We start from the raw sequence: 11,590 nt of genomic DNA, 5'->3' as shown, positions 1-11,590 counted from the left end.
CTTTACGGGCTGTTGATTCTCCACTTTAGAAATTTTGGTTTTACTCAACTTCTTGCAGTGGGGATCTTACAGCCCGTTAATCTGCGATAAATATTTTTGAATAGCTTTTTTCATTTACATAGTAGATTTGTGATTAGAAGTTGAGAGCTCAAGTCAGTAAATGTATTGTTTTAATACCCTAAAAGCATTATACTATACTAATGTGAATTGCTTTATTTTACCCATTACCTCAACCAATGCTTTTAAAAATACACGATAAAACAAAACTCTCTAAAACCCGGATATGTTAGAAAGGGGATTAAAATATGAATGAAAAGCAAAGACTTGAAGGACAACAAGTGAAAACAGCTAATCCATCGGACAAAAAATCCGAAAAGGATTACAGTAAGTACTTTGAGACCGTGTTTACACCGCCATCCTTGAAGGATGCTAAAAAACGTGGAAAAGAAGAAGTAAAATATCATAAAGATTTTGATATTCCGGAAGAATTTCATGGAATGGGGAAGGGCCGAAAGTTCTATATCCGCACATATGGCTGCCAAATGAATGAACATGATACAGAAGTCATGGCAGGGATCTTTATAGGGCTTGGCTATGAACCAACTGATACTGTGGAAGATGCTAATGTGATTCTCTTAAATACATGTGCCATTCGCGAAAACGCTGAAAATAAAGTGTTCGGTGAACTTGGCCACTTAAAGCATTTGAAAAAGGAAAAACCTGACTTGCTTTTAGGTGTTTGCGGCTGCATGTCCCAAGAGGAGTCTGTCGTAAACAAAATTCTTAAAACCTATAATCAAGTCGATATGATTTTCGGAACACATAATATTCACCGTCTTCCTAACATCCTAAAAGAAGCATATATGTCAAAAGAAATGGTTATTGAAGTATGGTCTAAAGAGGGAGATGTTATCGAAAATCTTCCAAAAGTACGCCGAGGTAATATTAAAGCTTGGGTTAATATTATGTATGGCTGTGATAAGTTCTGTACTTATTGTATTGTACCTTTTACTCGGGGGAAAGAGCGAAGCCGGCGACCAGAGGATATTATTCAAGAGGTTAGACAATTAGCAGCTCAAGGTTATCAAGAAATTACCCTGCTTGGACAAAATGTTAATGCTTACGGGAAAGACTTTGAAGATATTAAATATGGTCTTGGAGATCTTATGGATGAAATTCGTAAAATTGATATCCCGCGTGTTCGTTTTACTACTAGCCATCCACGAGATTTTGATGACCATCTCATTGAAGTCTTGGCAAAAGGCGGAAATCTCGTAGAGCATATTCACTTGCCTGTTCAATCTGGTTCAACAGAAGTGCTTAAAATCATGGCTCGCAAATACTCGAGAGAACAGTATTTAGAACTTGTTCGAAAAATAAAAGCTGCAATCCCTAATGCAACATTCACTACAGACATTATTGTCGGTTATCCGAATGAAACAGAAGAGCAATTCCAAGAAACGCTTTCCTTATATCGTGAAGTAGGGTATGAGGCAGCCTATACCTTTATCTATTCCCCTCGTGAAGGCACACCTGCAGCAAAAATGCAGGATAATGTTCCAATGGAAGTTAAGAAGGAACGTTTACAGCGCTTAAATGCAGTAGTTAATGAGTTTTCTGCTGAAGCAATGAAGAAATATCAAGGTCAAACTGTTGAAGTTTTAGTTGAGGGCGAAAGCAAGAATAATCCAGATGTGTTAGCAGGCTATACGAGAAAAAATAAGCTAGTTAATTTTATTGGTCCAAAATCAGCAATTGGTAAAATTGTTAATGTGAAAATTACAGATGCTAAAACGTGGTCACTAAACGGAGAAATGGTTGAAGAACTAGATGCGGTAGAGGTGGAGTAAGATGGGGAAATACACAAAGGATGACATTGTAGCAAGAGCAAAAGAGCTTGCACAAATGATTGCAGAAACGGAAGAGGTTGACTTTTTTAAACGTGCTGAAGCCCAAATTCATGAAAATGCTAAAGTAAAGGCAACAATTACGAATATTAAAGGTTTGCAAAAGCAGGCAGTTAATTTGCAGCATTTCGGCAAAATGGAAGCATTAAAAAAGACTGAAGATAAAATTGAATCCCTTCAGAACGAGCTGGATGAAATTCCTGTTGTGCAAGAGTTTAAGCATTCACAAATTGAAGTGAATGAACTTCTGCAGCTAGTTGCATCAGTCATTTCTAATACAGTCACAGATGAGATCATTTTGACAACTGGCGGGGACCTTTTAAGCGGCGAAACAGGTGCTCAAATAAAAAATAGTGACTGTTCACACCATTAATAATAAAGTCAGAACTCCTTTTGGAATTATTTCCGAAAGGAGTTTTTTTGTAGAAATCTTAAGTAAGCCTATTGTGGGCACACTCCTAAAGAAAAAGCATACTATGAATTATGCCTATACTTTTACTCAAACATTCATCAATAAATATCGCACACTAGTCTAATATCCCGCATAGGATGAAGTGAAAATGAATGAGGAGGTTCGCTCGCAATGGGAGAATACAGAGAGATAATAACCAAGGCGGTCGTAGCGAAAGGACGTAAATTTACTCAATCCAATCATACGATTAGCCCTAAACATCATCCATCAAGCATTCTAGGCTGCTGGATCATAAACCATAAGTACGATGCGAAAAAGGTCGGGAAAACAGTCGAAGTTTCCGGAACATATGACATTAACGTTTGGCATTCCTTTGACAATAACACAAAAACTGAAGTCGTTACTGAACGTGTCGAATATATGGATGTCATAAAACTAAAATACCGTGACCCGGATAGTTTAGATGACCATGAAGTTATTGCACGCGTATTGCAGCAGCCTAACTGCACTGAAGCGGTCATTTCACCGAATGGAAATAAGATCATTATCCACGTTGAAAGAGAATTTCTCGTTGAAGTGATCGGTGAAACAAAGGTTTGTGTAGCCATCCATCCTGGAAAATGCGATAGTGAGGATGACGAAGCATGGGGAATGGACGTAGAAGACGAGGAGTTTGAAGATTTAAATCCAGATTTCTATATTGGAGATGAAGAGGAATAAAAGGTAACTAGGAGGTTTTGCTCCTAGTTTTTCTTTTTTTTTTTAGAATATATGTTTAAATATTCAAATTTATTATATAATGAATGAAAATTTAAAGGAAGGTAGAACAAATGGAAAATTATTGGCTTTTTATCTTTATGTGTATCATGTTGATTATTTTGCCAGGTCCTGATACAGCCATTATTACGAGAAATACGATTTCAAAACGAAAAGCTGCAGGAATGAAAACTACATTTGGGACTCTTACTGCTTTGCTCATTCATACTCTAGCTGCTGTATTCGGTTTGTCTGCTCTAATTGTAAAATCAGCTTTCTTATTTTCAATATTAAAGTATGTTGGTGCCATTTATTTAATCTATCTTGGCTGTAAATCAATCCTATATATTTTGAAAAAACATCCTCAGACAAGTCAAGATTCTAATCAAGCAGATAAATATAAAAATACATCTTACTACCGTCAAGGCTTCCTGACAAATCTTCTTAATCCTAAGGTAGCCGTATTCTTTTTGACCTTTTTGCCTCAATTTGCTGGTAAAGGGGATAATGCTTTTTTTGAGTTTTTAGCTTTGGGCTTAACCTATACAGTCTTAACACTAATATGGTTTATTTTCTATATTTACTTAATTAATTATATTAGTGAATTTATGAAAAAGCCTTCTACTATGAAGGCGGTAGAAGGGTTAACAGGAGGCATTCTTATCCTTTTTGGCATAAAGCTGGCTTTGGAAAAAAACTAATTGGTCATTTGCTCTTTATTTATATTTTTAGTAGATGCAGCAATCTTTCAAAAGGAGTGCTGCATTTTACTTTTGTCAGAACATTCACTTTAGAGGATTATGTTATAATGAAAATATCATTTTCAGTAGAAGCTGCTGAAATAATAATAAATCAAAATGATATTAATGTTACAAATGGAGGATACTATGGCAGGTTATACGCCTATGATACAGCAATACTTAAGTGTAAAGGCAGATTATCAGGATGCCTTTTTATTTTTTCGTCTTGGCGATTTTTACGAGATGTTTTTTGAAGATGCGATAAAAGCATCGCAGGAACTTGAGATTACGTTAACGAGCAGAGAGGGTGGCACGGAGGAGCGTATTCCGATGTGTGGCGTACCCTACCATTCTGCTCCCGGCTATGTTGAACAATTAATAGAAAAAGGATATAAAGTAGCGATTTGTGAGCAAACGGAAGACCCGAAAAATGCAAAGGGTGTTGTGAAGAGAGAAGTTGTACAGCTGATTACCCCCGGAACGATGATGGAGGGGAAAGGCCTTCATGATAAAGAAAATAATTATATCGCTACTTTTTCTTATTTTGATGATGGTTCTTTCGGATTTGCCTTTAATGATCTTTCTACTGGAGAAACAAAGGTTACCCTTTTGACTTCAGGCTTTGAAGAAGTTTTAAATGAAATTTCGCTTTTAGGTGCGAAAGAAATTGTTATTGCTTCCGTTTTCAACGAAGATTGGAAGCTGAAAATAAAAGAACGGACAGATATGACCTTTTCTATCGAGGATGATCATATACAAAAGGATCACTACCAACACTTACTTGAAGATATTAATCAGGACAAGTTTCACCAAACCGTTTCCAGACTGTTTAACTACCTTTATCGAACACAAAAGAGAAGCTTAGATCATCTTCAAAAAGTAACAATCTATCAAACACATCATTATATGAAAATCGATTATTTCTCGAAGCGGAATCTTGAACTTACCGAAACGATACGTTCTAAAGGAAAAAAGGGGTCCTTGCTATGGCTTCTAGATGAAACACAGACAGCAATGGGGGGCAGATTATTAAAACAATGGATCGATCGTCCCCTTGTGAATGAAGAGGAAATTATTCGCCGCCAGAATCTAGTTGAAACATTTATAACCTCGTATTTTGAAAGGGAAGAACTTAGAGAGAAGCTGAAGGAGGTCTATGACCTAGAAAGGCTTGCAGGAAGGGTCGCCTTCGGAAATGTGAATGCTCGGGATTTAATCCAGCTCAGACGTTCTTTACTGCAAATTCCTGGAATAAAGGATCTTTTAATGGAACTTTCTAGAACAGAGGCACAGCATTTCTCTAAGCGTCTCGATCCATGCGAAGAAATTGTTGATTTGCTTGAAAGGGCAATTGCAGAAAATCCTCCGCTTTCAGTTAAAGACGGGAATATGATAAAGGATGGGTATAATGAAGAACTAGATAAGTTCCGTGATGCCACTCGGAATGGAAAGACGTGGATTGCCCAGCTTGAGAAACAGGAACGGGAGAAGACGGGGATTAAATCTCTTAAGGTCGGCTATAATCGCGTTTTTGGCTATTATATTGAGGTGACTAGAGCCAATCTTCACCTTCTACAAGAAGGCCAATACGAGAGGAAACAGACGTTAACAAATGCAGAAAGGTTTATTACGCCAGAGCTAAAAGAAAAAGAGGCACTTATTCTGCAAGCAGAAGAAAAAAGTGTAGAGCTAGAATATGAGCTTTTCTTAAGGTTGCGTGAGCATATTAAGGGATTTATTCCAAGGCTGCAGGCGTTAGCTAAATTAATTAGTGAGCTTGATGTTCTTCAATGCTTTGCAACTGTGAGTGAAGAGAGACATTATGTGAAGCCATTGTTTTCGAAGGAAAGCAGATTAATAATCAAGGATGGAAGGCATCCAGTTGTTGAAAAGGTGATGAATGCTCAGGAATATGTACCAAATGATTGTTATATGGACGCTGAAAGTGAGATGTTCTTAATCACAGGTCCTAACATGTCAGGGAAGAGTACATTTATGAGACAAATTGCCCTAACAGCAATCCTTGCGCAAATTGGCTGTTATGTGCCAGCCTCAGAGGCGGTTTTGCCTATTTTTGATCAAGTTTTTACAAGAATTGGTGCAGCGGATGATTTAATTTCGGGTCAAAGTACCTTTATGGTTGAAATGCTTGAAGCAAAAAACGCCATCATCCATGCAACGCAAAACAGTCTTATTCTCTTTGATGAAATCGGACGAGGTACATCCACATATGATGGAATGGCGTTAGCTCAAGCGATGATTGAGTATATCCATGATCGTATAGGAGCGAAAACATTATTTTCTACCCATTACCATGAATTAACAGTTTTGGAAGAGAGCCTCGAGAAATTAAAAAATGTGCATGTTAGTGCCGTTGAACAAAATGGGAAAGTTGTTTTCCTTCATAAGATTAAAGAAGGTGCAGCGGATAAAAGCTATGGCATTCATGTAGCGCAGCTTGCTGAATTGCCTGAGGAACTCATTCATAGAGCAAACGAGATATTAACGGGCTTCGAGCAGAAGGCACCGGTGCATGCTGCTGTACCGCCAAAAAAAGAATTACAAACATCAGCAGAGTCAGATTCCCAGCTTTCATTTTTTGATGAAACAATATTAGTAAAAGAAAAACCTGTCAATTCGAAGGAAAAGCAGGTTTTGGAAAAAGTAAAATCACTTGATATCCTGGATATGACACCAATGCAAGCATTAAATACCATTTATGAACTCCACAAAAAGCTAAAAAGTTAAGGAAGAAAATTAAATCTTCCTTACAAATCATAGAAAACTTTCAAAAATGGAGGTGAAGCTATATGGGGAAAATTATTCAGCTCGATGATGCACTTTCAAATAAAATAGCAGCAGGCGAGGTCGTGGAGCGTCCAGCATCCGTTGTGAAAGAACTAGTGGAAAATTCAATAGATGCAGGTAGTACAATTATTGAGATTGAAACAGAGGAAGCAGGATTGGCCAAGATTCGAATCATAGATAATGGGGACGGTATTGCTGAAGATGATGTGCTTACTGCTTTCCAGCGTCACGCGACAAGCAAAATAAAGGATGAAAATGACTTATTTCGTATTCGTACACTAGGTTTCCGGGGTGAAGCATTGCCAAGTATTGCTTCTGTTTCAAAAGTCGAAATGAAAACCTCGACTGGGGAAATCGGAACAAGAGTAGTTGTTGAAGGCGGTAAGTTAGGAGCAGTAGAAAAAGCGCCCGCTAGAAAAGGGACAGATTTAGTTGTTTCTGATTTATTCTTTAATACGCCTGCACGTTTAAAATATATGAAAACCATTCATACCGAGCTTGGAAATATTACTGATGTTGTCAATCGTTTGGCCCTAGCACATCCAGAAGTATCAATCCGTCTTATTCACAATGATCGAAAGCTGCTCCAAACGAATGGAAATGGGGATGTTCGCCAAGTTTTAGCGGCTATTTATGGAATGAACATCGTGAAAAAAATGATTCCCATTCAAGCAAGCTCTCTGGATTTTCAAATAAGCGGCTATGCAGCATATCCTGAAATAACAAGAGCCTCCAGAAATTATATTTCAACGATGATAAATGGCAGATTCATTAAGAATTATGCTTTAGCAAAAGCAATCCAGGAAGGCTATCATACCCTTTTACCTATAGGCCGATATCCAATTGTATTAATTAATATTAATATGGATCCTTTGCTAGTTGATGTCAATGTCCATCCTTCTAAAATGGAAGTCCGTTTAAGTAAGGAACAGGAATTATATGAGCTTGTCATTGAAACAATTAAAGCCGCCTTTAAGAAGGAGGAGCTGATTCCGACAGGATTTACGCAGCCAAAGCCAATTCAGCCAAAACAGGAACAGATCTTTTTACAATTAGATCATATTCCTGAGAAGGCTTTTAAAGAGGAAAGGTTTGTCCTGCCTCCAACCTCTTCTATTGTTATGGAAGAAGGAATGACCACTGAGCCGGGTGAAAATAATCATAAGCCAATGTCAGAAATGGTCTCCACTTTTGTTGAACAAGATATAGCCTCTCTCAGCATAAATGAAAACATTGGTGAATCAACAGGAGTCTCGTATATGGGAGAGAACCAGAAAAAGCCTACGCGAATTCCACCGTTATATCCTATTGGACAAATGCACGGAACGTATATTTTTGCTCAAAATGAAAAGGGGTTATATATCATCGATCAGCATGCAGCCCAGGAGCGTATTAAATATGAGTTTTTTAAAGAAAAGGTTGGACAAGTGGCGAGCGAGCTGCAGGAAATGCTCATTCCATTGACCTTTGATTACTCAACAGATGATTATATAAAAATTAATGAATATAAGGGTGAGCTGGAAAAGGTCGGCGTTTTCCTTGAGCCGTTTGGTCATAATAGCTTAATCATCCGCTCTCATCCGCAATGGCTGCCTAAAGGAGAAGAAAAGGAAATCATCGAGGATATGATTGAGCAGCTCCTGTCCATGAAGAGGGTTGATATTAAGAAGCTAAGGGAAGAAGCAGCGATCATGATGAGCTGCAAGGCTTCTATTAAAGCTAACCATCATTTAAGGAATGATGAAATTCAGGCATTACTAGATGAATTAAGACAGACCTCTGACCCTTTCACCTGTCCGCATGGCCGTCCGATTATTATTCATTATTCTACCTATGACATGGAAAAAATGTTTAAGAGAGTTATGTGATTTTTAACAGCGAAGAACCCTTAGAATAGCAGGATTCTTCGTTGTTTATTATATTATTTGACCACATTTTGACCACTTTTACTGGTTGGAATCGCTTTTTTGAAGTGCTTTTGAAAAAATTTCCGCTGATGAATCTTGAAGATTTGAGGTAACGTGACTATATTTATCTAATGTTATGGCCACGTTTGAGTGACCTAATCTTTCTGAAACTACCTTAGAATTCTCACCAATTTCTAACATGATTGTAGCGTGTGTATGTCCTAGATCATGAAAACGAATTTTCTTCACACCCAAAGCTTGATATCGTATAAAAATTGCTTATGTATAGTATTAGGGTTAACCGGCTCGCCGCCAAAAGCAGAAATAACAAAATGATCATTATTTAATTTCATACCAACCTTGAATAACTGTTCCTGTTTTTTTACTTTATAAAATTGAATTTATCGTATCATTTCGTCTGTAATAGAAATATTTCTTTTTCCACTGCTTGTTTTGGGTGACTGCAAAACTAGACCTTGCCCAGCGACATAATATAAGGAATGGTGAACATAAATTCTTTTTTTGCCAATATCGATATCTCCCCACTTTAGTCCTAAAAGCTCACCGCGTCTCATTCCCGTATAAATGGCTAAATAATATAACATAAATATATGATTTTTTTGACTTCTCATTCTGTTAAGGAAGATGTTGCAATCCTCTATTGACCAAGTTTCAATACTCTTCTTTTGCCTTCGTGGAGCTTTTACATTATTCATAAAATCATTTTTAATATATTTCCAATCGACCGCAGTTTTGGCAGCCATCTTCAGTATGGAATGGATGTACTGAATAAATTCTTCAGTTAATCCCTCATTAAGTAGCTCGTTATAGTATTTGCTAATCATTATTGGGGTAAGTTGCTTTACTTTCACATGTCCGAACTTTGGAATCAATCTTTTTTCTACTGCGCTCGAATAGCCATTAAACGTAGTAAGCTTTACAGCTGGTTTAGCAATAATATTAAGATAGTCAATAATGTAATCCTTAAATATTATTTCTTTTTCATTCACAAATGTTTCATTATCTATTTCAATTGTCATTTGATTTGCGGCTAATTCAGCATCTTTTTTAGTCTCGTATCCACGCCTTGTAATTTGCTTCCTTTTACCTGTTGAAGGGTCTCTACCAAGTTCAAGTGTAAATGACCTTGTATAGCCTTTTTTGTTTTTTGCGGGAACTTTTCTATAGTAAGTCATTTTGTCCTCCTTAATATTTTACTGTTTTTCTGTATATCTTTTTTTCATTAAAGTAAACTTTCAGACGGTAAGAATATATGTTCTGTTTTGTGATTAAATGAAAAGCCCTGAGTTGGGCTTATAAGTTATCGTTCACACGCAATGCCATCTTTATCGCGATCTTTGCTCTTGTTTGCATCATAAAGTTCTTTTGAAACATGCGGTTTATATTTTGTTTTTCCGCCTTTGTTTTTCGAAGAAGAAGACTCAGCGACTCCACCTTTATAATCCTTATTTAACTCAGTGCAGTTTTTATCCGTTTTTGCGGGCTTACTAAAAAGCATACGGTGCTCTATAAAAAAACAGCAGGTGAATACGAGTTTAAGTAACTGACTTTGTATTATGTTTCTTTAAAATTGGAGGGTTAAGAATGAGAAAAGCTAGGAACGGATTAAGGCCAGTAACAGCAATTTCATACCAACAGGAATTAAAGGGATATTTCCACTGTTTTAGTCAAGAGGGCAGCCTTGAGGAAGGTATTGGCACATATGCAACTATCGAATTAGAAGACGGCACTGTTCGTCAAGTGGATGCCTTCAAAATGAAATTCGATGATGTTGAGGGGGAATAATCGTGGCAGCTAAAAACAGACAAAGATGGAGATTTACTAAATGGCGTGAGTGTTGTGAAGAATGCGGGAGGAAACTGGATTATAGAGATTGGTATAACCGGACATACGGTACATGTAATTCAACTTGTTATTTGTACATGGTTGGTATGAGTTGGTCAGATTTTTATTAATCACAAGAGTAAAGGAATTTCCTAAAAGGAGTGGATCTGTTTGAACACAAGAAAAATAGATCAATTGATTGCTGAAAATGTATTTGGATGGAAAACAAATCACTTTCAAAATATAGACATTATTTCTGTGTACGCGGATGATGGGGAGGAATTTTCTATTCCAGATGACTTCTGTCCAACAGAAGACATAGCAGATGCGTGGAAGGTCATTAAAGAAATGAGATTTAAAGGAATATACTTTGAAATCAGTTCAAGTTCTTGTCGAGTGGCTTCGTATGTGATGAAAGAAGATCAGACACTACCTTACAACTATAGACAGGAGCTTTCCAGTGAACAATGTGAATCTATTGAAATGAAAGATATGCCTTTAAGAATTTGCATGGCTTCATTAAAAGCATTGAATGTAACATTTTAAGCATGGAAGTTACTACACAAAAAAAGAGCCTTGTAAGGCTCTAAAGCAAACTGATATGCAAAAGGGATATGTTCATAGCTATTTTATGCAACAATATGGGAATTGATTAGGATAAGGCGAGTGTGGAAGCTTCAACAAGATGTTTGCCTTATCCCATAAAAAAAATTTTCCCTGAATTTAGGAAATTAATTCATTAAGTAAAATGTAATCAAAGGAAATGCAGGCACTAGTAATAGTACCTGCATTATATTAGGAGGTGTCTCTTGGGTATTATATATTATTCAAATTTAAAAAACTTGTCCGTGTTTCTTTAAAAATGTACTTGTTCATTAAATGGTTTAAGCATTATGTTCATTTGACAAAAAATGTGACATAAAAGGAGATTATTGATTTTTCATTTTGTTAATTATGTCTATCGCTCTCTGTAAATCCGTTTCAGAAGAAGTTATTACATCAATAACATAACTTTTGCTAGAAAATTTCCGCATTTCGAAGAAGATTTTAGGTTTTTTATACTTGAAGATAGTACCTAACTCAATGATAGGAACATAGTCAAACCTTTGATTAGCCAAAGGTAATTCTTTGAAAAAGGAATAAAATTCATATGTATTCTTTATTTCATCTGGATATTTTTGTAACATTTTTTCGAAATGCTCAATTGGATCAACT

The 11,590-nt window shown here is 36.6% G+C and carries 12 protein-coding genes; 8 read left to right on the top strand and 4 right to left on the bottom strand.

Annotated elements, in window-relative coordinates:
• Window positions 1–305 precede the first annotated feature (305 nt).
• From miaB to mutL, 6 genes are all read left to right on the top strand, one after another.
• Window positions 306–1,850, top strand: a complete 1,545-nt coding sequence (gene miaB, locus V7122_RS13195; RefSeq protein ID WP_335527130.1) for a tRNA (N6-isopentenyl adenosine(37)-C2)-methylthiotransferase MiaB — start codon at window positions 306–308, stop codon at window positions 1,848–1,850.
• Window position 1,851: 1 nt separating this feature from the next.
• A complete protein-coding gene (locus V7122_RS13190) occupies window positions 1,852–2,280 on the top strand; it encodes a RicAFT regulatory complex protein RicA family protein (RefSeq protein ID WP_335347639.1) in 429 nt (142 codons plus the stop codon).
• Window positions 2,281–2,490: 210 nt separating this feature from the next.
• Window positions 2,491–3,039: an outer spore coat protein CotE gene (locus tag V7122_RS13185; RefSeq protein WP_335347640.1), complete on the top strand. Its 549-nt coding sequence runs from the start codon at window positions 2,491–2,493 to the stop codon at window positions 3,037–3,039.
• Window positions 3,040–3,149: 110 nt separating this feature from the next.
• Entirely contained in the window at window positions 3,150–3,776 is a 627-nt protein-coding gene (locus tag V7122_RS13180) for a LysE family translocator (RefSeq protein WP_335347641.1), read from the top strand.
• A 186-nt stretch (window positions 3,777–3,962) separates the two neighbouring features.
• Window positions 3,963–6,563 (top strand): DNA mismatch repair protein MutS, encoded by a 2,601-nt coding sequence (mutS, locus tag V7122_RS13175; RefSeq protein WP_335353135.1) that lies wholly within the window; start codon window positions 3,963–3,965, stop codon window positions 6,561–6,563.
• Between the two features lie 62 nt (window positions 6,564–6,625).
• Window positions 6,626–8,491: a DNA mismatch repair endonuclease MutL gene (gene mutL / locus V7122_RS13170; protein WP_335527128.1), complete on the top strand. Its 1,866-nt coding sequence runs from the start codon at window positions 6,626–6,628 to the stop codon at window positions 8,489–8,491.
• 78 nt (window positions 8,492–8,569) lie between these two features.
• On the opposite strand, the gene V7122_RS25765 is transcribed toward mutL, so the two are convergent.
• The 3 genes from V7122_RS25765 to V7122_RS13160 form a co-directional block, all read right to left on the bottom strand.
• Window positions 8,570–8,779: a tyrosine-type recombinase/integrase gene (locus tag V7122_RS25765; RefSeq protein ID WP_335490698.1), complete on the bottom strand. Its 210-nt coding sequence runs from the start codon at window positions 8,777–8,779 to the stop codon at window positions 8,570–8,572.
• Between the two features lie 152 nt (window positions 8,780–8,931).
• On the bottom strand, window positions 8,932–9,726 hold the full coding sequence (locus tag V7122_RS13165) for an Arm DNA-binding domain-containing protein (protein WP_335527126.1): 795 nt from the start codon (window positions 9,724–9,726) through the stop codon (window positions 8,932–8,934).
• A gap of 125 nt (window positions 9,727–9,851) precedes the next feature.
• A complete protein-coding gene (locus V7122_RS13160; protein WP_335347645.1) occupies window positions 9,852–10,049 on the bottom strand; it encodes an excalibur calcium-binding domain-containing protein in 198 nt (65 codons plus the stop codon).
• Between the two features lie 86 nt (window positions 10,050–10,135).
• On the opposite strand from V7122_RS13160, the gene V7122_RS13155 reads away from it, so the two are divergent.
• The gene (locus V7122_RS13155) at window positions 10,136–10,336 is read left to right on the top strand and encodes a hypothetical protein (protein WP_335490682.1); all 201 of its coding nucleotides are present in this window, start codon (window positions 10,136–10,138) and stop codon (window positions 10,334–10,336) included.
• A 210-nt stretch (window positions 10,337–10,546) separates the two neighbouring features.
• Window positions 10,547–10,921, top strand: a complete 375-nt coding sequence (locus tag V7122_RS13150; protein ID WP_335347647.1) for a BC1872 family protein — start codon at window positions 10,547–10,549, stop codon at window positions 10,919–10,921.
• Window positions 10,922–11,304: 383 nt separating this feature from the next.
• Here the strand turns inward: V7122_RS13150 and V7122_RS13145 are convergent.
• A partial coding sequence (locus V7122_RS13145) for a hypothetical protein (protein WP_335527124.1) occupies window positions 11,305–11,590 on the bottom strand: 286 nt, incomplete at its 5' end.

This window comes from Bacillus sp. JJ1532, assembly GCF_036965085.1.
In the GTDB taxonomy this organism is placed as follows: domain Bacteria; phylum Bacillota; class Bacilli; order Bacillales; family Cytobacillaceae; genus Cytobacillus.
This window is presented reverse-complemented; position numbering and strand designations above follow the sequence as displayed.

Bases quoted from the DNA above. Each gene is read 5' to 3' on its own strand.
- miaB (WP_335527130.1), top strand. From the start codon at position 306: ATGAATGAAAAGCAAAGACTTGAAGGACAACAAGTGAAAACAGCTAAT.
- V7122_RS13190 (WP_335347639.1), top strand. From the start codon at position 1,852: ATGGGGAAATACACAAAGGATGACATTGTAGCAAGAGCAAAAGAGCTT.
- V7122_RS13185 (WP_335347640.1), top strand. From the start codon at position 2,491: ATGGGAGAATACAGAGAGATAATAACCAAGGCGGTCGTAGCGAAAGGA.
- V7122_RS13180 (WP_335347641.1), top strand. From the start codon at position 3,150: ATGGAAAATTATTGGCTTTTTATCTTTATGTGTATCATGTTGATTATT.
- mutS (WP_335353135.1), top strand. From the start codon at position 3,963: ATGGCAGGTTATACGCCTATGATACAGCAATACTTAAGTGTAAAGGCA.
- mutL (WP_335527128.1), top strand. From the start codon at position 6,626: ATGGGGAAAATTATTCAGCTCGATGATGCACTTTCAAATAAAATAGCA.
- V7122_RS13165 (WP_335527126.1), bottom strand. From the start codon at position 9,726: ATGACTTACTATAGAAAAGTTCCCGCAAAAAACAAAAAAGGCTATACA.
- V7122_RS13160 (WP_335347645.1), bottom strand. From the start codon at position 10,049: ATGCTTTTTAGTAAGCCCGCAAAAACGGATAAAAACTGCACTGAGTTA.
- V7122_RS13155 (WP_335490682.1), top strand. From the start codon at position 10,136: ATGAGAAAAGCTAGGAACGGATTAAGGCCAGTAACAGCAATTTCATAC.